General features: G+C 69.8%; 23 protein-coding genes, 1 tRNA gene and 2 pseudogenes. 13 read left to right on the top strand and 13 right to left on the bottom strand.

Annotation, left to right across the window (positions count from 1 at the left end):
- Positions 1-103: 103 nt before the first annotated feature.
- Genes WKH84_RS05440 through WKH84_RS05430 form a run of 3 tightly spaced genes read left to right on the top strand, consistent with a single transcriptional unit; the run spans position 104 to position 1,210 of the window.
- Positions 104-376: a hypothetical protein gene (locus tag WKH84_RS05440; protein WP_341855921.1), complete on the top strand. Its 273-nt coding sequence runs from the start codon at positions 104-106 to the stop codon at positions 374-376.
- On the top strand, positions 331-1,032 hold the full coding sequence (locus tag WKH84_RS05435) for a hypothetical protein (RefSeq protein ID WP_341855920.1): 702 nt from the start codon (positions 331-333) through the stop codon (positions 1,030-1,032). Before WKH84_RS05440 ends, WKH84_RS05435 begins: the two co-directional genes overlap by 46 nt.
- Positions 1,022-1,210 carry a hypothetical protein gene (locus WKH84_RS05430; RefSeq protein ID WP_341855919.1) on the top strand — a complete coding sequence of 63 codons (189 nt, stop codon included), beginning with the start codon at positions 1,022-1,024 and terminating at the stop codon, positions 1,208-1,210. Before WKH84_RS05435 ends, WKH84_RS05430 begins: the two co-directional genes overlap by 11 nt.
- A gap of 6 nt (positions 1,211-1,216) precedes the next feature.
- On the opposite strand, the gene WKH84_RS05425 is transcribed toward WKH84_RS05430, so the two are convergent.
- From WKH84_RS05425 to WKH84_RS05405, 5 genes are all read right to left on the bottom strand, one after another.
- Entirely contained in the window at positions 1,217-1,711 is a 495-nt protein-coding gene (locus WKH84_RS05425) for a hypothetical protein (RefSeq protein WP_341855918.1), read from the bottom strand.
- Positions 1,708-1,944, bottom strand: a complete 237-nt coding sequence (locus WKH84_RS05420; protein ID WP_341855917.1) for a hypothetical protein — start codon at positions 1,942-1,944, stop codon at positions 1,708-1,710. The genes WKH84_RS05425 and WKH84_RS05420 overlap by 4 nt, the downstream gene beginning before the upstream one ends.
- A gap of 232 nt (positions 1,945-2,176) precedes the next feature.
- Positions 2,177-2,326 (bottom strand): hypothetical protein, encoded by a 150-nt coding sequence (locus WKH84_RS05415; RefSeq protein WP_341855916.1) that lies wholly within the window; start codon positions 2,324-2,326, stop codon positions 2,177-2,179.
- On the bottom strand, positions 2,286-2,429 hold the full coding sequence (locus WKH84_RS05410; RefSeq protein WP_341855915.1) for a hypothetical protein: 144 nt from the start codon (positions 2,427-2,429) through the stop codon (positions 2,286-2,288). Before WKH84_RS05410 ends, WKH84_RS05415 begins: the two co-directional genes overlap by 41 nt.
- 167 nt (positions 2,430-2,596) lie before the next feature.
- Positions 2,597-2,672 (bottom strand) — tRNA-His (locus tag WKH84_RS05405).
- A gap of 164 nt (positions 2,673-2,836) precedes the next feature.
- On the opposite strand from WKH84_RS05405, the gene WKH84_RS05400 reads away from it, so the two are divergent.
- On the top strand, positions 2,837-3,187 hold the full coding sequence (locus WKH84_RS05400) for a thiamine-binding protein (protein WP_341855914.1): 351 nt from the start codon (positions 2,837-2,839) through the stop codon (positions 3,185-3,187).
- A gap of 174 nt (positions 3,188-3,361) precedes the next feature.
- Here the strand turns inward: WKH84_RS05400 and WKH84_RS05395 are convergent.
- Positions 3,362-4,448, bottom strand: a pseudogene (locus tag WKH84_RS05395) (AGE family epimerase/isomerase).
- A 146-nt stretch (positions 4,449-4,594) separates the two neighbouring features.
- Positions 4,595-5,139, bottom strand: a pseudogene (gene orn, locus WKH84_RS05390) (oligoribonuclease); the annotation flags it as partial.
- 232 nt (positions 5,140-5,371) lie between these two features.
- On the opposite strand from orn, the gene WKH84_RS05385 reads away from it, so the two are divergent.
- Together WKH84_RS05385 and WKH84_RS05380 are read left to right on the top strand one after the other, a co-directional pair.
- Positions 5,372-5,899, top strand: coding sequence for an acyl-CoA thioesterase (locus tag WKH84_RS05385; RefSeq protein WP_341855913.1), 528 nt, complete (start codon positions 5,372-5,374; stop codon positions 5,897-5,899).
- A 91-nt stretch (positions 5,900-5,990) separates the two neighbouring features.
- The gene (locus WKH84_RS05380; RefSeq protein WP_341855912.1) at positions 5,991-6,590 is read left to right on the top strand and encodes an OsmC family protein; all 600 of its coding nucleotides are present in this window, start codon (positions 5,991-5,993) and stop codon (positions 6,588-6,590) included.
- Here the strand turns inward: WKH84_RS05380 and WKH84_RS05375 are convergent.
- Complete coding sequence (locus WKH84_RS05375) at positions 6,488-6,847, bottom strand: hypothetical protein (RefSeq protein ID WP_341855911.1); 360 nt, start codon at positions 6,845-6,847, stop codon at positions 6,488-6,490. The genes WKH84_RS05380 and WKH84_RS05375 overlap by 103 nt on opposite strands.
- 493 nt (positions 6,848-7,340) lie before the next feature.
- On the opposite strand from WKH84_RS05375, the gene WKH84_RS05370 reads away from it, so the two are divergent.
- Positions 7,341-7,523, top strand: a complete 183-nt coding sequence (locus WKH84_RS05370; RefSeq protein WP_341855910.1) for a helix-turn-helix domain-containing protein — start codon at positions 7,341-7,343, stop codon at positions 7,521-7,523.
- Positions 7,524-7,623: 100 nt separating this feature from the next.
- On the top strand, positions 7,624-8,637 hold the full coding sequence (locus WKH84_RS05365; protein ID WP_341855909.1) for a tyrosine-type recombinase/integrase: 1,014 nt from the start codon (positions 7,624-7,626) through the stop codon (positions 8,635-8,637).
- Positions 8,638-8,683: 46 nt separating this feature from the next.
- Here the strand turns inward: WKH84_RS05365 and WKH84_RS05360 are convergent, their stop codons facing one another.
- The 5 genes from WKH84_RS05360 to WKH84_RS05340 form a co-directional block, all read right to left on the bottom strand.
- The gene (locus tag WKH84_RS05360) at positions 8,684-8,995 is read right to left on the bottom strand and encodes an Lsr2 family protein (RefSeq protein ID WP_341855908.1); all 312 of its coding nucleotides are present in this window, start codon (positions 8,993-8,995) and stop codon (positions 8,684-8,686) included.
- 83 nt (positions 8,996-9,078) lie between these two features.
- A complete protein-coding gene (locus WKH84_RS05355) occupies positions 9,079-9,801 on the bottom strand; it encodes a hypothetical protein (protein ID WP_341855907.1) in 723 nt (240 codons plus the stop codon).
- A 283-nt stretch (positions 9,802-10,084) separates the two neighbouring features.
- Positions 10,085-10,249 carry a hypothetical protein gene (locus WKH84_RS05350; protein WP_341855906.1) on the bottom strand — a complete coding sequence of 55 codons (165 nt, stop codon included), beginning with the start codon at positions 10,247-10,249 and terminating at the stop codon, positions 10,085-10,087.
- Complete coding sequence (locus tag WKH84_RS05345; protein ID WP_341855905.1) at positions 10,246-10,536, bottom strand: hypothetical protein; 291 nt, start codon at positions 10,534-10,536, stop codon at positions 10,246-10,248. The genes WKH84_RS05350 and WKH84_RS05345 overlap by 4 nt, the downstream gene beginning before the upstream one ends.
- A complete protein-coding gene (locus WKH84_RS05340; RefSeq protein WP_341855904.1) occupies positions 10,529-12,037 on the bottom strand; it encodes a hypothetical protein in 1,509 nt (502 codons plus the stop codon). The genes WKH84_RS05345 and WKH84_RS05340 overlap by 8 nt, the downstream gene beginning before the upstream one ends.
- Before the next feature lie 1,502 nt (positions 12,038-13,539).
- On the opposite strand from WKH84_RS05340, the gene WKH84_RS05335 reads away from it, so the two are divergent.
- The 5 genes from WKH84_RS05335 to WKH84_RS05315 all read left to right on the top strand — a co-directional run bounded on the left by WKH84_RS05335 (position 13,540) and on the right by WKH84_RS05315 (position 19,787).
- On the top strand, positions 13,540-14,181 hold the full coding sequence (locus WKH84_RS05335) for a hypothetical protein (protein WP_341855903.1): 642 nt from the start codon (positions 13,540-13,542) through the stop codon (positions 14,179-14,181).
- A gap of 399 nt (positions 14,182-14,580) precedes the next feature.
- Positions 14,581-17,166, top strand: a complete 2,586-nt coding sequence (locus WKH84_RS05330; protein WP_341855902.1) for a hypothetical protein — start codon at positions 14,581-14,583, stop codon at positions 17,164-17,166.
- Positions 17,142-17,651: a hypothetical protein gene (locus WKH84_RS05325; RefSeq protein ID WP_341855901.1), complete on the top strand. Its 510-nt coding sequence runs from the start codon at positions 17,142-17,144 to the stop codon at positions 17,649-17,651. The genes WKH84_RS05330 and WKH84_RS05325 overlap by 25 nt, the downstream gene beginning before the upstream one ends.
- 88 nt (positions 17,652-17,739) lie before the next feature.
- The gene (locus WKH84_RS05320; protein ID WP_341855900.1) at positions 17,740-19,209 is read left to right on the top strand and encodes a PD-(D/E)XK nuclease family protein; all 1,470 of its coding nucleotides are present in this window, start codon (positions 17,740-17,742) and stop codon (positions 19,207-19,209) included.
- Positions 19,206-19,787 (top strand): hypothetical protein, encoded by a 582-nt coding sequence (locus tag WKH84_RS05315; protein ID WP_341855899.1) that lies wholly within the window; start codon positions 19,206-19,208, stop codon positions 19,785-19,787. Before WKH84_RS05320 ends, WKH84_RS05315 begins: the two co-directional genes overlap by 4 nt.
- The last annotated feature ends 138 nt before the right edge of the window (positions 19,788-19,925 follow it).

The raw sequence follows: 19,925 nt of genomic DNA, 5'->3' as shown, positions 1-19,925 counted from the left end.
CGTGCGCATGTCGGGCCGCACTAGCGTCGCGGGCGTCGCCGCGCTCGGCGCCCCGCACGGAGCGTCGCCGGCCCGACCGACCCCGACCCACGGAGGCCCCTCCATGTCCCAGCACCTGCTCGCCCCGATCACCCTGCGCGACCTCACCGTCCGCAACCGCATCTGGGTGCCGCCCATGTGCCAGTACTCCGTCGCCGCCGGCGACGGCGTCGCCACCGACTACCACCTCATGCACTACGGCTCCTTCGCCCGCGGTGGCGCCGGCGCCGTGATCCTCGAGGCCACCGGCGTGGTCCCCGAGGGGCGCATCTCCCCGCAGGACCTCGGCCTGTGGGACGACGCCCAGCGCGAGGCGCGCGCCCGATCGTCGACCTGATCCACTCCTTCGGCGCGGCGGCCGGGATCCAGCTCGCCCACGCCGGGCGCAAGGCCTCCACCGAGCCCGAGTGGGGCACCCCGCACCCCGGCGCCTCCATCGCAGGTGCCCACGGCGGCTGGGAGACCCTGGCCCCCTCCGCGATCGCCTACGACCAGCTCACGGAGCCCACCGCCCTGGACGAGGCGGGGATCGATGAGGTCGTCGAGGCCTTCGTCGCCTCCGCCGGGCGCGCCGTCGAGGCGGGCTTCGACATGATCGAGATCCACGCCGCCCACGGCTACCTGCTGCACGAGTTCCTCTCGCCGCTGAGCAACCATCGCACCGACTCCTACGGAGGCGAGCTCGCCGGCCGCGCGCGCCTCCTGCGCGCGTCGTGGACGCGGTGCGCGGAGCGGTCCCCGCCGGCATGCCGGTGCTGGTGCGCATCTCGGCGACCGAGTGGGTCGAGGGCGGCTTCGGCCTCGACCAGGCGACCCAGGTCGTCACCTGGCTCGGCGAGCACGGCGTGGACATGGTCGACGTCTCCTCCGGCGGCAACGCCGTGCGCCCGAGGGAACCAGCATCCCTGTCGGCCCCGGCTATCAGACCCCGCTCGCCGCGCACCTGCGCGAGCACACCGAGGTGCCGGTCTCCGCGGTCGGCATGCTCGATAACCCCTTCCAGGCCGAGCACGTCCTCGCCACCGGGCAGGCCGACGCGGTGCGCGTGGGCCGCGCCTTCCTGCGCGAGCCGAACTGGGGTCTGGACGCCGCCCTCGCCCTGCGCGGAGACGGCGAGATCATCCCGCCGCAGTACCGTCGCGCCTTCCGCCAGGGGATGCGCCGCGGCTGAGTCGGCTCAGCCGGCCGCGTCGCCGTCCGTCGGCGGCGCGGCCGGGCCGGGCCTGCCGGGGAACAGGCCGCCGCTCCCGCCGGGCGCGGCCTGCGGGCGGATCTCGCTGCGCGCCCGCTCCATCCGCTGGTCGAGCTCGTGCGCGACCCGGGCCGCGTCGTCGAGCTCGGCGCGCGCCGCGGGCGGCAGGTTCTTCTCGTACTTGTAGGAGAGCTTGTGCTCGGTGCTGGCCCAGAAGTCCATCGCGATCGTGCGGATCTGCGACTCGACGGGCACCTGCTCCACATGGGTGGACAGGTACACCGGCACCTGCACGATCAGGTGCAGGGAGCGGTAGCCGTTGGGCTTGGGGGAGGCGATGTAGTCCTTGACGGTGAGAACCTCGAGATCGCCCTGGTCGGCGAGGATGTCCGCGATCCAGTAGGCGTCGGCGACGAAGCTCGTGGTGATGCGGATGCCGGCGATGTCGTGGATCCGCTCGCGGATCGCGCGCACCGTCATCTCGCCCTCGGTGCGCGCGCCTTCTCCATCAGCGACTCCACCGACTTCAGCCGGGTGCGCACGTGCTCGATGGGGGAGTAGTCGTGCATCTGCTCGAACTCCTTGCGGAGGATCTCCACCTTCGTCAGCACCTCGTCGATGCCGAACTGGTAGTGCATCCGCAGCGCGATGAACTCCTCGTACACCTGCCGCGGCCGCCCGGTGATCTCCTCCTGCTCCGCCGGGGTGGGCATGCGGCCCTCGGTGCGCGCGGTGACCAGCTCGCGGACCCTGCGCTCGGCGGGGTCCTGCGGTGACGGTGCTTGCGTCCATGCGTTGACTCTCCTCGCGGATGCTGGTGCGGGGAGCCAATCCTGCCAGCAAGCCCTGGGTGTGACGTGGACGCGCGCCGCCGACGGACGCGACAGGCCGCGGGGGCCGGGCCGGCGTCCGGGCCGACGAGCCGGCGCCCGTCAGGCTCCGGGCTCAGGCTCGCCGCTCCCGCTCCCGCCACCACGCGGCGGTCTCCCGCGGGGAGTTGAAGGTGAACACGTGCGGGGCGATCAGGCCCGGCGCCGGCGCGGCCTCGAGCGCATCAGCCGCCGGCGGCGGCCTCCCCGGCGAGCGCCGCGACATCGGCCTTCGGCTGTTCCTTGGCCGGGTCGATGAACGGCTTCGGCGCCACGACCGCGCCCACAGAGGACGACCCGTCCGACGCCTCATCGACCACGACGACCACGACGACGTCCTCGCCGCCGACCTCGACACCGGAACCGTCCTCGCCGAGTTCACCATCGACCACACCCGCGGCTACCAGCCGAAGAAGCAGGGCCCCGGAGAAAACCGGGGCCCTGCTTCGTGAACGATGTCCCGAGACATCTGCGAACGATGTCCCGAGACTTCACATGGGGTGGACGACGGGACTTGAACCCGCGACCACCGCGACCACAACGCGGTGCTCTACCAACTGAGCTACGCCCACCATGTGCGACCTGACGGCCTGCAACGAGAGTTAAGCATACCTGCTCCTCGGGGTGGTTTCCTCACGTGAGCGGGTGCCAGCGGTGTGAGACGCATTGCATCGGCCTCCGGGCTCGTGCTGGGCCCACGTTGTCCTGTCGCGGTCGGCGGGGAGACACTGACCCCATGATCGTCGCCTTCTCCGTCCAGCCCACCGGCACGCCCTCCGACCCGGCCCTCGCCCGCGACCTCGAGGAAGGGGCCGACGCCGCGAGCGTGCAGGACGCGGTCGCCGCCGCGGTGCGGGTCGTGCGCGACTCCGGCCTGCCCACCCGCACCTCCTCGATGTTCACCGAGATCGAGGGGGAGTGGGGAGAGGTCATGGAGGTCGTGCGGCGCGCGACCGAGGAGGCGGGCCGCTACGGCTCGCGCGTCTCGCTCGTGCTCAAAGCCGACATCCGCCCCGGCCACGACGGCGAGCTCGACGGGAAGGTCGAGCGCATGGAGGCCGCCGTCGAGCGGCTCGAGCGGAGCTGACCCCCGAGTCCTTCATCAGCGCGGCCCGAGCCGCCCCGGACATGACGACGCCGCCGGTGCGAGCACCGGCGGCGTCGTCATGTCACGGGCGGGGACACCTGCTCAGAGGTCGCTGTCCAGCGGCCCGTCGCGCGGCCGCCGCCGACAGCGCGGGTGCGACCGGCAGGCGTGGGATCAGCACGCACTGCGCGCGTGGTAGATGTCGGGCTTGCCCGGCCAGGTCACGCCCTGCGGCTCGTTCGCGGCGTCGAGCTCGTGGAACCACGAGCCCTCCTCGGGGTCGAGCAGGTAGGTGGAGATGTACTCCCACCACTGCTCGTAGCGCTCGGCCCAGATGCGATCCCCGGTGACCCGGTGCATCACGGCGGCCGCGGCGACGGCCTCCGCCGCCACCCAGTGCATCCGCTCGGAGGAGACGGGCGCGCCGTCCCAGTCTACGGTGTAGACCCAGCCGGGCTTCCCGTCGGCGCCGAAGGCTGCGGCGGACTTCTCCATCAGGGCGGTCGCGGCCTCGAGCATCCACTCCGGCGCTTCGCCGTCCAGCGCGATCAGCGAGGCGCGGGCCTGGAGCACCAGGCGGGACCACTCGATCCAGTGCCCGATCGTCGCGCCGTAGGGGCGGAACGGGTGGGCGGGCTGGTCGCGGTTGTAGTCCAGCGGCGGCGACCACTCCACGTCGAAGTGCTCGGGCGGCGCCCAGTCGTTGGCGCGCGCGAACTCGTCGATCGCCCGGGTCGCGATGCCGACGGCACGGTCCAGCCAGCGCCGCTGCCCGGTCACGTCGGCCGCGGCCAGCGGCGCCTCGACCGTGTGCATGTTCGCGTTGATCCCGCGGTACTCCTCGCACTCGGAGAAGCTGCGGTCGAAGGTGTCCACGCTCATCCCGGAGCGCTCGTCGAAGAACTTCGTATCGAGCACCGCGAGCGCCTCGTCCAGCAGCCTGCTTCGCACCGGGCCGGCCGGCGGCGGTCGCGGAGGAGGCGGCGAGGACCACGAAGGCGTGGGCGTAGGCCTGCTTGGAGTCGTCCACGGTGCGGCCGCCCTCGACCGAGGCGAACCAGCCGCCGTGCTCGTCGTCGTGGAAGACGCCGCGCAGCGAGGCGATGCCGTGGTCGGCGAAGCGGCCGAAGTCCGGGCGGCCCAGCAGGTGGCCGAGCGCGAAGGCGTGCGTCATCCGGCAGGTGATCCACAGCTCGGAGGGGCGGGAGAGGTCCGGGGCGCCGGTCTCGTCCAGCCAGGCGAAGCCGCCGTCCTCCCGCACCGACTCGGAGCCGAAGACGAGCGGCTCGTCGGCCTCGGCCTCGAGCCAGCTGCGGTGCGAGGCGCGGTCGAGCCAGGGCACGTGCGGGGCAGGCGCGGGCGCCGCCGCGGCCTGTGCGGTCTCGGCGGCCTCGCGCGCTCGAAGCGGCGCGCGGCTTCCTGGGCCTGTGCGGTGGTGGGGCCGGGCTCGGGGACCAGCAAGACCTCGCGGTAGTACTTCAGCTCCTGGATCGACTCGCGGATGTCGGCGAGCGCGCGGTGGCCGCCGTGCTTGGCGGGGATGTTGTAGTACACCCGCGGGAACCAGCGCTTGGCCAGCTCCTTCAGGCTCGAGACGTCGATGGTGCGATAGGAGAGCCAGCCGGCGAACTCGGGCACGTCGCGGTCCAGGAACACGCGGTCGGTGCCGACGCTGTTGCCCGCCAGCGGCGCCTTCCCCGGCTCGGGGCAGTGCTCCTTGACGTAGGCGAGGCACTGCGCCTCTGCCTCGGCGAGGGTCATGCCGCCGTCGAGCTCCTCGAGCAGGCCGGAGACGGTGTGCATGTTCACCACGAAGGGATCCATGCCCTGCGCGCCTCGGCCGGGGGCTTGATCACGACATCGACGCCGTCCCCGAGGATGTTCAGATCGGCGTCGGTCACGAGGACGGCGATCTCGACCAGCGCATCACGCCGCTTGTCGAGCCCGGTCATCTCGCAGTCGACCCAGATGATGCGGTCGTTGATGGCACGAGTGGAGCTGGAGGTCACCGGACAACAGTAGCGCGAGGCCTCTCGCCCCTGGGCGGGACTGCCGGGGGAATGCCCGCGCGGGCTGGGGTGCGGTGGGACGACGACCGCACGTTACTCTGTGGTCATCAGGTGTCGACGACGAGCCGAGACGTGCCCCGGGAGGGAGCCGCCATGAACATGTACCTCCGCATCTTTGCTGTTCTTCCTGCGCGTGCGCGCGAAGTCCCCGCTCGGCATCTGGGACACCTCCCATGCGAGCTTCCGCGTGAACCTCGCCGATCTCGACGTGCGGCGCCACATGAACAACGGCCGCTACCTCTCCATCATGGATCTGGGCCGCATGGACCTCATGCTCCGCTCCGGCTTCTGGAAGCGGATCACCGACGCCGGCTGGTATCCGGTGGTCGCCGGGCAGACCATCACCTACCGCCGCTCTCTCACTCTCGGGCAGAGGTTCGAGCTCGCCACCCGCGTGATCGGCTACGACGAGCGCTGGATCTACATGGAGCAGGTGTTCCGCCGCGGCGACACCGTTATCGCCGACGCGATCGTCCGCGCCCGCTTCCTGCGCGCCTCCGGCGGGTCGGTCGACGTGCAGGAGGTGCTGGAGCTGGTCGGGCGACCGCCCGCGGACCTCGTCGCCGCCGGACTGGGTGGAGACCTGGAACCGCGAGTCCTCGGCGCACAGCCGGTCAGTGGGGAGCGGGGCCGCGGCCGCTGAGCTCTCGTCGGCCCGACGCGGCGGAGTGCACGGATGACGGCCTGTGACAGGAGGGCGTGACCGGCGCTCGAGGCGTCCCTACGGTGGCGCCATGACGCTCTCCGACACGAACACAGACACCGTCTCCCTCTCCACTGCGACGTCCGTCCCCGCCGCCGACCTCGACGACAGCGCGGCCGCCCGCGCCGACCGCCTCGACGCCGCGGGGACCGCCTGGGGCGAGCGGATCGACGCCCGCCGAGACTCCGCACACCTCACCTACACCGTCACCGGGCAGGGCGTCGGCGCCGTCGCGAGCACGCTCCGCGCCGGCCGCCACGAATTCGCCGTGGACGAGCCCGCCGCCCTCGCGGGCGACGATCTCGCCGCAAGCCCCGTCGAGGTCGCGCTCGGTGCGCTGATCTCCTGCCAGGTCGTGGTCTACCGGCTCTACGCGCACGCGCTCGGCATCCAGGTCGACGACATCGAGGTCACCGCCGACGGCGACCTCGACGCGGCGCGGCTCTTCGGCAAGGACGAGTCCGTGCGGGCCGGGTTCGGGGACGTGCGCCTGCTCGTCCGCCTCACCGGACCGGAGAGCGCCGAGCGCTACGAGGAGCTCCGCGCGGCCGTGGACGCCCACTGCCCGGTCCTCGACCTCTTCCAGAACCCGACCCCGGTCACCACCCGCGTCGAGGTCAGCGCCGGCTGATGCGCGCGGCCCGGGCCGCCAAGCGCCGACGGATCTCCTCGACCAGGCTGACCACAAGCGAGCACCGCCACCACGACCAGCAGGATCCACTGCTCGAACACCACGGCGAGGATCCCCGCGATCACGAGCGCGTCAAGATAGACGATGTTCAGCACCCGCAACGAGACCCCGAGCAGACGCGAGCCGAACCGCGTGCGGGCCAGCCGCGACACGACCAGCAATCCGATCGCACCGAACGTGAGGACCTTCAGGATCATCGATGCTCCTCGTCGGCGGTGCGGGCGAACGGCGCCCCCAGCAGGACTCGAACCTGCAACCTACGGATTGTCGAGACGGACCGAGAGGTCTGCCTGGTGGTAGGCCCATCGTACCGCTGTGGACTGGTGTTACGTAGCCGAACGACCTCACCTCTCGTCATGACGGTTCACCGGTTTTCACGGTGCTTCCCACCGTAAGTCGTACTTAACTCGTACCTGGGGCAAGGGTGGCCCTCCTGTTGGTGACTCGGTGTCCATGAGAGGTGCCAAGTAGTCGTCCGGCGTGGCAGGGCGGCGGCACGTCACCTGTGACGGCCCGTGACCTCCCGTGAGTTTGCGGTACCCACCAGGCGAAAAGAGCACCCGCCGTTGCCTTCGCGACAAGTTCCGTGATCCCCCGCCCACTTACGTGAGCACAAGGGTCGATCCGCGACCCCGTCTGAAACGGGAGGCCACCATGGCTCGGAAGGCGCAATCGCCGGACATCGTCAGGATGGACGAACTGCTCACCGCACAGGAGGTCGGCGACGCCCTCGGCCTGTCCACCGGGACCCTCGCGAACTGGCGCAGTCTCGAGATGGGACCCGGCTTCGTCAAGGTTGGAGGCCGAGTCCGCTATCGCGTCTCGAGCGTCAACGACTGGGTTGCGGAGCAGGAGAGGAAGGTGGCCGGCTGACGCGGGATGGGCTGACCCATGCCCGCGCCAGGGGGTGTCCGGCAAGTCGGCCCGCTAGCTTCAGTATTCTGCTCGACACGAGCGTCGGAAGGGGGCATGGATGAGCAGCGACATCCAGCGCAGAACTCCCCCGTGCATGACCATCACCCGCGAGGATGCGGCCCTCGTCGGGGACCTCCTGACCTCCAGTCGGTCCGAGGAAACCAAGCGCTCCTATTCGTCCGCGATCCGCACCTTCGCCGTCTGGTGCGCTGATCGCAACTACCCCGTCCACCCCACCACCCCCGACGTCGTCGCCGCCTACATCGCCCACCGCGCCAGCCTGGTCTCCCACTCGACCATCTCCCGCGACGTCGCCGCCATCGCCGCGGCGCACCTGGACGCCGGCCTCGAGGACCCCACGAGCCACCACGGCGTCCGCCAAGCGCTCCGCTCCGCAGGTCGCACCCTGGGCACCGCCCCCTCACGCCGCGCCGCCCCGGTCACCACCGAAGCCATGCGCCGCATCATCGAGGCGATGGACGATCTCGATACCGTCGTCGGCAAGCGCGACCGCGCCATCCTCCTGCTCGGACTCGCTGCGGCCCAGCGACGCAGCGAAGTCGCCCAGCTCAGCACGAAGGACCTCACGCGCCTGGACGCCGGCCTCCTCCTGCGCATCCGACGCTCCAAGACCGACCAGAGCGGGAAGGGTGAGGTCATCGGGATCCCGCTGGGGGGCCACCCCGAGACCTGCCCCGTGCTCGCCGTCGAGGACTGGCTCGAAGCAAGCCGTCGTCGCATCGGAGCCCAAGGCCCCCTGTTCTCCAGGATCTTCAACCGCGCCACGATCGCCCGGACACCGATCTCCGACCGGTCGATCGCGCGCATCATCCAGCTCCGCGCGAGCGCGGCCGGGATCACGGGGGAGGAGTACTCCCAGGTGTTCGGCGCCCAGTCCTGGGTCTCAGGACACTCGCTGCGCGCCGGCCATGCCACCTCTGCGGCAGAGGCCGGGCTCTCTCCGATGTCCATCGCGCGGACCACCCGCCACAAGCGCCTCGACTCGCTGGCGCGCTACGTGCGCCCCACGTCCGCCGTCGAGGACTCCACCGCCGGGAAGATCGGCCTCTGAGGCCTCCTCGAGGTCCCGCCGCGCCGGCGGACTCGACGGGGAGTGGTCAGTGCGCGGTGGCGTACGCCTCGCGCACGGCGGCGGAAACACGCCCGCGCGCGGGCACCTCGATGTCGTTCTCGAGTGCCCACTTCCGGATCTTCCGCGCCTCCTCGGCGGAGGACGAGTCACGGCGACGACGGCCTCCGACTCGGCGCCCTGCCGTCGTCCACGGAGCGAGAAGGGAGCGGAGCTCTTCCGCGTGCAAATCGTTCAGGTCGATCTCGTAGCTCACGCCATCGAGGCCGAAAGGGACCGTCGTCGATGCCTCGGAGCCGTCCAGGTCATCGATCAGGGAAACCTTCGTCTTTCGAGCCATGCCATCCTCCGAGGATTCGTCCATACGTTCAGTCCTCCGGGAAGCATAGGGGGTCCGACCGATGTGTCGAGCGAGCTCGCCTGTTACTTGGCGGGTCGCTGATCTGCAAACCGTTCGCGAGCGAGTTCGATGATCGCCTTGTAATGCGATCCGACCTCACGACGCGCCGGCGCCGACCTTGCACCGAGCTCCTCGACGACCTCTTCGCGCAACGGCGGCTCTCCTTCGTGCAGGCCGCGGATGTGGGGCTCGAACATTGCCCGGGCAACCTCGGCGCGCCGCACCGGTTCGCGATTGAGCTGGCGCCGGCGGGCACGTTCTACCTCGAGGTCGTACTTCGCGCAGGCCGTGATGATCCCCTCCAGGAGGCTGTGACGGTGGCGCTGATCCATGTCGGGAGCATCGGTCGAGGTGAGGCGGTGCTCTCCTCCCAGCTTTGGGTCGTCGACCGGCACGGCCTCCACGGCCCGCAGGTCCGCCGCCGTGATCAGGACGGCCTGCCGTGCGGCGTCTTTGCGGGTGGCGAGCATGCGGGAGTTGTGGAACTCTACGAGTTCAGCATCGGAGGGTTCACGGTCGTACTCCAGGGAGAACAGCTCCCTCGAGCGACCGACGTACTTCTGCTTGTCGGCCTTCGCCGCCTGACCTGGCACTTCATGGGTGCCGTTCAGCAGGCCCCGCTTGCGATCGGTCCGGAGCGAATCACGCGTCTCGGCCTCCAGGATCGCCGGGATGTTCCAGGACTTGTTGAAGACCTGGCTCGCGCCGCCATCGCCATCCTTTGCCCGCCACCTGCGATCGACCATGCGCAGAAGCGCCTCCCCGAAGTAGGAGAACGGCTCGTTCTTGTCGCGGTAGTCCAGATGTGCGCCGCGCGCACCCTCTTGATGATCCGATCCACCTCGACCAGGTGCTCGGAAAGGAACAGGTCGAGCGAAAGCATGCGGGCTCGGTCGCGGTCCACGGTATGCACGATTTCGCACATCTCCGCCTTCCACGGCGAATCCAAGGTGTCCCGGTCGCACTCGCATCGGGAATGGTGCCGTGCCCTCCGGCGGGTCAGCACGGACGTCTCGAAGAGCGCGGGCGTCATCGCTCCTCCTTCGGGGCATCGGGCACGGGGGAGAAGGGGAACCCGGGCCAGATCGCGAGGTCCTCCTTGGCGCTGATCAAGCCGTGGGAGATGAAGGCGTCCAGCACCGCCAGGAGTCGACGTCCGCGGGCCTGCTCGTCCAGGAGGAACGCGAGCGTCACGCGGCCGCCGCAGACCCCTGCCTCCGTGGTGCCGAGGATGCTGAGCACCTGGTCGACGGTGCGCGCGCGCGGGCTCGACCGACCCCGTCCGAGGCCGTGATCAGTTGCCCGAGGGTCAAGCGCATCAGCGGACGCTCACCACTGGTCGCCACGGCCACCACGGCTTCCCAGGGCGTCAGGGCGTCCTCGGCGATCAGCCGCAGCGACTCCCCGCGCATCGCATTGGCGGCGCGGCGCTCCTCGATCAGCTGGGACATGTCGAGGCTCGCGGTGCGGATCTCAGACATGGCAGACCTCGAATCCGATGGGTAGGGCGACGGACTCGATCGAGGGCGCCACGGTCAGGGCGCGCACGGCCCGGCTCGTGGAGATCCGGTCGGAGGAGTGGACTTCGTTGTAGCGCTCGACGATCCGTTCCAGAGTGGCGCCGGTGCCGAGGCCTCGCGCCACCCGTCGCACGCGAGATCCCACCTGTGGGTCTCCGATGGCGACGCGGACCTCGTCCCCGAGATCGCGACGGATCTGGGTGGTCAGGTACCGGATGGGATCCACTCGGCGAGTCGTGGCCGGGTCGAGGCATCGGTCCAAGCGGCGCAGGATGCGGTCGCTGTCACCGCGGGTTCCGTAGACGACATTCGTGACCACGAGGTCCAGCTGCTGTGCGTCCAGAAGGGAGGGGGCGATGGTCTCGTCGTCGACATCGGCGACCTCCCGGCAGATCGACGTGGCGATCGCCTGGACCTTCTCGTGGGCGAACTCCTCGAGCCGCTGGAGCATCGACCACTTCGCCAGCTCACCCTGCTCGATCAGCGCATCCAGGGCACGTCCGGCCGCATGGGAGGTGAGCACGGGGGCGGAGTGCGCTTCCCACATGTCCCGCGTCGGCCGGCCCGTCACCGAGGGGCCCTCGGTCAGCCGGATGCTCCCCGACAGGTGTGCCCCGGCGCCGTCCACTACCCACCGCACCTCCTCGACGCCGACGGCATCCGGATCCGCCATGAAGACGGCGCCCGCCTGCCAGTCGACTGTGACCGGGAGGAGACCGGTCGCCGCCGCCTTGCTTCCCCCCACGCGACCCTCGGGCCGGATCCACATCGTCGGAGGTAGGGAGTGCATCCGCACTGGCCGACTGGGTCGGGAGAGACGGGTGGCGATGTGGCCCCAGCTCATGTGATCCAGAAGCGTGCACAGATCCTCGGAGGTGGCGGTGGTCATCGGGTGAACCAGCGCTTCCAGAACGCGAGCTTGCTCCTCTTCGGCTCTGGTGCTTCCTTCGGGCTGAACTCGGCCAGCCCGGTCACGGAGTGCGGCGACGTCCAGGACGACGGCGCGCATCGTGGGCACGGCATAGGGCACGTGGCGCGACCGCATGTCGTCCTCGATCCGGTCGTCGAGCTGGATGGCGCCCTTCCACTTCGACTCCCGCCCCAGCGACTGGGGGAGCTTGCCGTAGTCGCCGACGGAGGGGGAGACCTTGTTGGCGGTGGACATCATCCGGGCGCTGTCCGCTCCGACGCTGCGCAGGTACGCGGCCGCGATCAGCAGGTTCTCGACGCCGACGGTCGTGAACTCGGCGATGCCCAGCCCGTAGCCGCCGCTTCTGAGCACGGGGCCGATGACGTTGTCGATCACCCCGGAGGTGTCCAGGCCCTCGGTGATCTGGGTGTCGATGATGACCAGGTCGAACTGCTGGCGGGCGAGTCGGATGACCTCGGCGTAGTGCTCGCGGCGCACGGCGGCGATCTGCTGGGACAGCTCTCCGTCGTGCATCGGGCGCGGCGCCTGCACGAAGGAGAACGAGATGCGGTCACCGGTCCCGCGCGCGCGGCTGCGATCTGCTCGGGGGAGAGGAATGCGGAGCTCAGATCGCCGATTGTCACCGCGTCGTAGATGGAGGGCAGGTCGGACTTGCGGACCTTGAGGTACAGGCCGAGGTCGCCCTGCCCGCGGTTGCCGTCGATGAGGCACACGGAGAGCCCGCCGACCTCGGCGGCGGCCTGAGCCAGGCACAGCGAGACGGTCGACTTCCCGACGCCTCCCTTGCCGGCATACGACACGATGACGTGTCCCAGGGGGGTGTTGAGACGGTGGGCCGAAAGACTGGTCCGGGGGGCGAGGGTGTCCTCCATGATGTCGTCGACGTCGTAGGAGTCCTCATCCTCGACCCCCTCGACAGGGGCTTCGGCGGGGAGGCCGGAGAACAGCTCCTCGTCCAACGGGCTGGGATCGGTGTCAGGGGCGGTCTCGGCTCCCGCTCCTGCCTCGGTGAACTGCGGCATGGAGATCCTGCGCCGTGGACGCTGGGCCGGATCTGTCGCCGGCTGGTCGCCCTCGGCACGGCGCCGGCCCGTCTTCGCGGTGGCGGGGTGCTGGGCCTCGGGGGCAGGAGCGGGGCGAGTGGGAGTGAAGATCCCTTCGAAGTCCTCCTCTTCGTCGTCCTCGTCCGGGTCAGGTCGCTCCTGCGCGAGGTCGGGGGACGGGCTGGGCTCGTCATCCTTCTCCTCGTCGGAGAGCCAGTCGGGCGACGTGTCCGTCGAGGGCGAGAAGGGGGAGTCGGGAGCGGCGTGGGGAAGAGCGGGGGCATCGGTGGTCGCCCCCTGGGCCGAGTCGTCGTCCTCGTCCTCCAGCCAGTCGCTGATGCTTGTCGCGTGCGGCGAGGTCTCGAGGGGCGGTCGCTCCTCCTGCTCTGCAGCGGGGTCCTCGTCGGTGGGGATCGGGGCGTCCTCGGCGATCTTCCCGTCCGCATCGACGTAGATGTCGTCCAGGAGCGGGTCGCTGGGCTCGATGCCGGCGGCTCGGAGGTAGGCGCCCAGGCTCGAGGTGATCGGCACCGAGCCCCAGTGGTCCTCGAGGACGGGGGCGTCTCGGCGGACGATGACGATCGTGCCGCTCTGCTCGATCCGGGAGATGAGCCGCGGGAGGCCCAGGCCGCTTGTGGTCCTCGATGAGGACTGGGAGGGTGGGGGACTTGGCGGCTTCCCTGATGCGGCGGGAAGCCTCTGGGAATGTGTCACCGGAGACGACCTCGACGCCCAGCTCCTGCAGTGCGTCTCGGACGTCCGGCAATCCGACGATGCCGACGAGGTTGTTGCTCATGCTGGCTATATGCCAACAGGCGGCAAATCAAGTGCAGGTCGTGCCCTCTCAGGCATGATGCTCGAACATGGAACCATGGCGCTATGCGGCGTCATCAGATACGGACAGGCGGGATCATGGAGATCACTCGCGAGGAGGCGACAGCCAGACGGCGCACCTTCGCGCAATGGTCGGTCGCCACCAAGGAGCCCCTGATGCCACTGGCCTCCCGGGTCGAGATCGATCGCCGGTATCGGAGCTGGGCACGTCGGACCCCCTCCTTCACGATCGCCTGGGCCACGGGCGTGACCGCCGCGATCCTCGACACGTTGCCCCCCAGCGACCCGTGGCGCGCACCGAGACCCGGGTTCGGGACCTTCCGCGACGCCGACGACGTCACCTTCGTCCCTGACGAGGAGGACGAGTGGGATGAGCAGAAGCTCCTGCTGAATCTCGATCTCGCCGCGCTCACCCGCGGACTGCCCCCAGGCGGGGCGCGGGTGATGGCGGCTTGTCTTGCGTCCGCCGAGGACGGCCAGTTCGCCCTCACCGAAGTGCGCAAGCGGTGCGAGCCGAATCGGGCGGATGCCGTCACGGCGGACATCGCCCAGGCGATCGTGCTGTGGGCGCTGTGGCGCCGGCGTATCTACCGCGGTGTCGACGACGAGTTTCCGCTGTCGATGATGTACGGGTGGCTCTCCTACGCCCAGATGATCGAGGACGGCCGTCCCGTTCCTCACGAGGTCGTCGACCCGGACGTCTTCACCGCGGCGATCCCCGACAGCGACTACCGAGCCGCTGCGGGCCTGGATGAGGCCGAAGGGGTGATCCACGATCTGCCCGCCAGCGACCAGTGACAGTCGCCCCGGAGCCCGTCCGCTGAGCCTCTCTCCACCCTCGCGCACCCCTCTCCCACCCCGCCGGCGCCTCAGGAAGCGCAGGTCGGAACGGAAATGACACCGGATCCCCCATCGCACCGGTCCCCGTATGACCTATGAGGGATATCTGGTTTCATATCCCCCTCATACATACATACATATCTCTCTTTAGGAGTTATAGAGAGGGGGAGGGATATGGTGGCGTTCCCGGACTGACCTGCACGTTCGATGGGTGGAGCGTCGTCGGCACACGGTGGCTCTGGGGGTGTAGCGGGCCCCGGAAGGCTCCTCTGGCCTGGGCTGACAGTCGCACCACGCGACGTTGGCGCACGAGGGCGCACGTCCCGCGAGGCGACTCTCCCGCCCACTGTCCCGACCATGAGCACCCAGGACCACTCCGCCGCTGCCCAGCGTCCTGCCGACCAGGAGCCCCAGGCCGACCCGCGCACTCCGGAACCCTCCCGCGACGACGAGCTCGAGGACGACGCGTCCTTCGGTGATGAGGACGGCACCTCGATCGCCGACATCGACACCGCCCTCAGCGCCATGCGCGAGACCCCGTTCCCCGTCGCGCACTATCCGGGGTCCATCGGCGATGTCTCCGTCGCCAAGCTCCGCTCCTCGATCGTCGCCCCGCTCGTCGCGCAGGCCCGCGGCTACCGCACCATCGCCGGTGCTGACGACGGTCGCGACGCCTTGCGACGCTTTGGCTTCGACGGTCGTCGCAACCCCGGACGTCACCTCCTGGACCTCGCTCGCAAGGGCGCCTGGATGGAGATCCCCTACTACCGGCTCGACTCGATCGCTCGCGGAGAGCCCATCCTCGGCACCCTGCAGCCGCGCCCCGAGAACGACCCGCCCGAAGGCTCCCACTGGGCGAAGTACATGTTCCTCGCCGGGGCCGGCACCGCCATCGACGCCCACCCTGCGACCCCCACCTCCTGGTTCTCCGACACCTCGATCCCGATCATGTTCACCGAGGGGGTCGTCAAGGCCGACGCCGCGCTGACCGCGATGCTCCGCGACGCCGGAGTCGAGGACAAGGCCCTGCGCACCGCCGTCGGCGCCATCGACCCGCTCGAGGGAATGCGCGGGTCGCTCGAGCGGGCGCCCGAGGACAAGCGCATCCTGATCCTCGCCATCCCCGGGGTGCAGTCCTGGCGCCGCAACGACGAGTGGAACACCCTGAACCTCCGCGACCGCCGAGCGATCATCTGCTTCGACGGCGATATCGCCCGCAACGGCGACGTCTGGGATGCCGCCTTCGGCCTCGAGAAGTTCCTCAGCAAGCGCAACACCTCCTCGATCCACTTCATCGACCTCTCACCCCGCGGGGACGACTCCGTCGACCCCAAGAGGGGCATCGACGACTTCCTGGCCTTCTCGGGCCGCTGGAAGGACGCCCTCGAGCTCCAGATCACCGAGTCGCCCGCCCGCCCCGTCGACGACGCCGGCGAGAAGGGGCAAACCCGCGTGACCTCCGACGGTCTGCGGGTCGAGGTGTGCAACGTTCGCTCCGATCCCCACGGCGGGCCCGACATCAAGACCTGGCAGAAGGTCGACGACATCGGCGGACGGTCGCTGAGCTTCGAGGAGTTCCGCATGCCGACCTCCGACGAGCTCGAAGGGGGACGCATCATCCCCGGCGCCGTCTCCCGCTCCGAGCGGCAGGTCGCCATCTCGGTCCAGTGGCGCACCCCCGACGGCCTCGTCGACTCCGCCATCATCCGCGGCCCCAAGGGCATGCTCGACGAGGATCCCGCTCGGTGGGAGACCCGCTACAAGGCCGAGGTACCGACCAAGGTCTCCGCCCTGCCCTCGTGGCCCCCCCGCTCCGGCCTCGCCTGGACCCGCGCCATCAAGGCGTTCCGCGCCTCCGAGTCCACCGACGACGTCCTCTGGGGTCGCCAGGGATGGGTCCCCACCAAGGACGGTATCCCCTCCTTCATCGCCGGACGCCAGGTGATCGGACCCGAGGGTGAGGGCGACGAGCGCGCCCAGGCCGGACTCACCGCCGATGATTTCCCCAGCATCGACGACTTCGGCGTCATCGACCGGACCCTCTCCCTCTCCCAGCGGCGCGAGCTCCTGCGAGAGATCGTCGACGCCTACACCTCCGCCGAGACCTTCGTGGACCCGCGCTTCGGCATGGTCGGCCTCCTCGCCGGGTCGCGCCCCATCGTCCCGATCACTCCGCACAGCGTGCTCTACATCGTCGGCGGGCGTCGCTCCGGCAAGTCCTGGCTCGCCTCGATGATCCAGGGGTTCTGGCAGTCCCGCGGCGGGGCGTGGAGCACCGAACGCCTGCCCGGGTCCGCGGAGGACACCCGTGCCTGGATGGAGAACTCCGTGTCGAAGTCGATGCTGTGGGTCATCGACGACTTCGCACCGAACTCCGACCAGCGTCAGTGGGAGAAGCAGACCAGCTATCTCGAGTCCATGGTCCGGTCCGCGTTCAACGGCACCGGCAAGGGCCGCATGACCGCCGACATGAAGACCCGCGTGCAGAACCCGCCGCGGTCGTTCGTCGTCGTCACCGCGGAGAACGAGCCGCAGGTCGACTCCGTGCGCGACCGCATGCTGACCCTCTACAGCGACAGCGGCGGCGGGTTCATCAACTCGGCCTCCGACGACCCGCTGTCCACCCTCAATGGCATGCTCAAGCGCGGTGACCAGGCGCAACTGTCCGCGCAGATGCTGCGATGGATGTGCGACTGGTTCGCCCACGATGGCTACACCACCGTCCGCTCCACCTTCGTCGCCGAGCGAGACGACGCGGCCGCCGATGCGCGCCGCCACGTCGAACGAGAGCTGGGGAGCAAGGTCAACGCCACCCGCCACGCCCAGATCGTCAGCGAGTACCTCCTGGCCGTGACCATGCTCGAGCAGTACGCGCGCACCTCGAGATGGACGAGGAGTTCTGCGACCGGATCTCTGCCATGCGCGAGGATCTCTCATCCCTGACCGTCGACCTCTCCCGCACCCAGCAGGGACGCACCGCAGGACACTCCCTCGTCGACGCCCTGCGCTACCTGCTGGAGTCCCAGAAGGGCTACGTCGAATCCCTCGTCCCGGCGGACGCCGGCGACCCGCCCACCGGCGATGTCGCGACCAACCTCCGCCTGGGCTGGCCCGCCGGCCGCGACCCCCGGGGCGAGATCCTCGGGCGGTACGTCCCCGACGCGCGCGGCAAGGGCACCGACGTCGTCGTCTTCTCCCGCGACGCCTTCCAGGTCGCCCGCCAGCACGCTCGCCACCTGATCCCAGCCGGTCAGACCGCTCGCACCAGCTGGCAGGCCGTCTGGCACGAAGGGCTCGTCGCCGAAGGCATCTGGGAGCCGCGAGTACGCGACGGCTCGCGCACCGGTGACATCGAGACCCGCGCCGGGGGAGCCCGCTTCCGAGGCGTGCCGATCGCGATGACGACCCTCTACGGCGAGGACGAGTAAAGCCCCCGGCCGCGGCGATGTGCCGTCCCGCCGGAGCGTCTTCCCGCCCACTGGCAAGGAGGAGCAGATCACGACGAAGGGAGGACCGGTGTCCTCGACGCTGACCCGGGAGGGCCTGCATCTGGACGTGCAGGACGTCGCCAAGGTACGCCGCACGGCGCTGTCGGCCTCCACCGCCAAGTCCCTGGCGCACAACTGCGCGGCAAGCTATGCGTTCGGCAAGATCTCCGGGGAGCGGGAGACCGACCCGTTCGCCGCGACCAGCCAGGGCACCGCCGCACACGCTGTGCTCGAGGAGCTCTACAACCTGCCCAAGGGCAAGCGCACCCGACGGCGGGCCGCGAACATCCTGCTCGCCCTGGTGGCGCAGTGGAAGCACACCACCTACGAGAGCCTGCAGAACGAAGTCACCCGGCGACTGTTCATCTCCGACGTGATCGGCAAGTACCAGGGCATCTTCGACATCGAGGACCCTCGGGAGATCGACGTGGTGCGCACCGAGTGGCCTCTCAGCGACATCGAGCTCGGCGGCGTGCCCTTCACTGGTTTCGTCGACCTCACCCAGCGCGTCACCTCCCGAGGTCGCACCGGACTGCGGCCGGTGGACTACAAGACCTCCCGCACCATCCCCGACAAGCGCAAGATCGAGCGCTACGGCGATGACCACGGAGACCAGATCCGCCTGTACGCGGCGGCGCTGCGGAAGCTCCAGGACGAGCCGGTGCTCGAGGGGCGCGTCTACTACACCCTGCACGGCAAGAGCACCATCGTCGCCGTCTCCGAGAAGCGGGTCGCCCAGACCGTCGGGGAGTTCACCCGCGCCTGGGACACCCACAACGAGATGGTCGAGCAGCAGGTCTTCCCCACCAAGGTCGGGCCCCTGTGCGGGTGGTGCCCCCTGGTCCAGCTCTGCCCGGCCGCCCAGGCATCGAAGTTCGACACCGATCGCACCGACAGCCAGACCGCGCTGTGCTCCACGGACCTGATCGAGATCGACGACGCTCCGGCGTCCCACGAGGCACACAACCCGCCCACTGCTCAGGTGTCCCCGGACGAGCCGGGAGACGACCTCGAGCCTCCGATGGAAGGACAGCACATGGCCCCGCATCCCCTCTCCGAGGGCAAGCCCTGGGATGAGTTCGTCGACGACAAGCTCAACGGCACCTCCTACGCCGCGATCGGGTACTTCGGGATGGCCTCCCTGGCCTACGAGGTCTTGCACAAGCACCACATCCCGATCCAGCGAGTCGCCGTCGATGCGCTCACCACGACCCTCGCCGGCATCGTCGCGACCGTCCAGGACGGTCTGACCGGGTCGACCTCCTTCCAGGACGGCACCAACACCCGCGTCCGGGGCGTCCTGCGCACCGTGCTGGATGCCGTCCCCCGCCGTTCGGCGAGGACGAGGACACCTGGTCGATGTGGATCAAGCAGGTCACCGGGCACACCCGATCGATCGCGGCCGCCGCTGTGCGGCTGGCCGAGGCCGAGGACCGGGACGCCGACCTCGCCACCCTCGCCACCATCGCCCCCGTGGACAAGGAGAACTGACCCATGACTGCCACCGACCACGCCCAGATCATCATGGCGGCACACGATCGCGTTGCGAAGCTCGAGGTCACCGAGGACGGACTCGTCCAGATCCCCGGGATCGAGAAGGCAGTCCCGCGGCAGGTGGCCGTGTCCAAGTCGATCCGCGAGCTCGTCGCCGAGTTGTCCGAGGGGTCCGCCTCGTGGAAGCTCATCGACCGCCTCACCGGTAACGCCGAGGGGGTCGAGCTCAAGCGCTTCGTGGGCACGATCGTCAAGGTCACCAAGGAGAAGTCCTCCACCCGCGGGAAGCTCCTGCTGTACACGGGCACGAAGCAGGACGTCAAGGACGGTAAGAACCCCGACGGAACCGAACGGGTTCTCCCCGCCGGCTACGAGGTCGTGCGCACCGAGCGGACCGACGACCCCGAGGGGTTCATGGTCGCCTCCGAGTCGAAGGCCCTGGTCGGGCACCGCGTCCTGCTGTGGATCATCCTCGAGCCGTGGACCAACAACCCCAACAAGAAGACCCGCGTGCTGCAGCACCTCATGGACCTCGGCGAGGACAGCCGGTACGACGCCGAGACCCAGACCATCGACGCCTGACGGCTTCGGAGGGCCACCCGCAGCGAGCTACCCCGCCCGCGAGGTGGCCCTTCGCATGCCCGGGTGTCCACCCCTCACAGATGGGGCAGACCTGCCGATCGCAGATCCCCCGCCCACTGGGACAAGTGACCGACCCCC

It is taken from the genome of Brachybacterium sp. GPGPB12 (assembly GCF_038396325.1).
GTDB lineage: Bacteria > Actinomycetota > Actinomycetes > Actinomycetales > Dermabacteraceae > Brachybacterium > Brachybacterium conglomeratum.
Note: the sequence above shows the minus strand (reverse complement) of the source record. Positions and strands in the feature narration are given on the sequence as shown.

Bases quoted from the DNA above. Each gene is read 5' to 3' on its own strand.
- WKH84_RS05440 (WP_341855921.1), top strand. From the start codon at position 104: ATGTCCCAGCACCTGCTCGCCCCGATCACCCTGCGCGACCTCACCGTC.
- WKH84_RS05430 (WP_341855919.1), top strand. From the start codon at position 1,022: ATGCTCGATAACCCCTTCCAGGCCGAGCACGTCCTCGCCACCGGGCAG.
- WKH84_RS05425 (WP_341855918.1), bottom strand. From the start codon at position 1,711: ATGACGGTGCGCGCGATCCGCGAGCGGATCCACGACATCGCCGGCATC.
- WKH84_RS05420 (WP_341855917.1), bottom strand. From the start codon at position 1,944: ATGCCCACCCCGGCGGAGCAGGAGGAGATCACCGGGCGGCCGCGGCAG.
- WKH84_RS05415 (WP_341855916.1), bottom strand. From the start codon at position 2,326: ATGTCGCGGCGCTCGCCGGGGAGGCCGCCGCCGGCGGCTGATGCGCTC.
- WKH84_RS05400 (WP_341855914.1), top strand. From the start codon at position 2,837: ATGATCGTCGCCTTCTCCGTCCAGCCCACCGGCACGCCCTCCGACCCG.
- WKH84_RS05380 (WP_341855912.1), top strand. From the start codon at position 5,991: ATGACGCTCTCCGACACGAACACAGACACCGTCTCCCTCTCCACTGCG.
- WKH84_RS05375 (WP_341855911.1), bottom strand. From the start codon at position 6,847: ATGATCCTGAAGGTCCTCACGTTCGGTGCGATCGGATTGCTGGTCGTG.
- WKH84_RS05370 (WP_341855910.1), top strand. From the start codon at position 7,341: ATGGACGAACTGCTCACCGCACAGGAGGTCGGCGACGCCCTCGGCCTG.
- WKH84_RS05365 (WP_341855909.1), top strand. From the start codon at position 7,624: ATGAGCAGCGACATCCAGCGCAGAACTCCCCCGTGCATGACCATCACC.
- WKH84_RS05360 (WP_341855908.1), bottom strand. From the start codon at position 8,995: ATGGCTCGAAAGACGAAGGTTTCCCTGATCGATGACCTGGACGGCTCC.
- WKH84_RS05355 (WP_341855907.1), bottom strand. From the start codon at position 9,801: ATGGTCGATCGCAGGTGGCGGGCAAAGGATGGCGATGGCGGCGCGAGC.
- WKH84_RS05345 (WP_341855905.1), bottom strand. From the start codon at position 10,536: ATGTCTGAGATCCGCACCGCGAGCCTCGACATGTCCCAGCTGATCGAG.
- WKH84_RS05335 (WP_341855903.1), top strand. From the start codon at position 13,540: ATGCCACTGGCCTCCCGGGTCGAGATCGATCGCCGGTATCGGAGCTGG.
- WKH84_RS05330 (WP_341855902.1), top strand. From the start codon at position 14,581: ATGAGCACCCAGGACCACTCCGCCGCTGCCCAGCGTCCTGCCGACCAG.
- WKH84_RS05325 (WP_341855901.1), top strand. From the start codon at position 17,142: ATGCGCGAGGATCTCTCATCCCTGACCGTCGACCTCTCCCGCACCCAG.
- WKH84_RS05315 (WP_341855899.1), top strand. From the start codon at position 19,206: ATGACTGCCACCGACCACGCCCAGATCATCATGGCGGCACACGATCGC.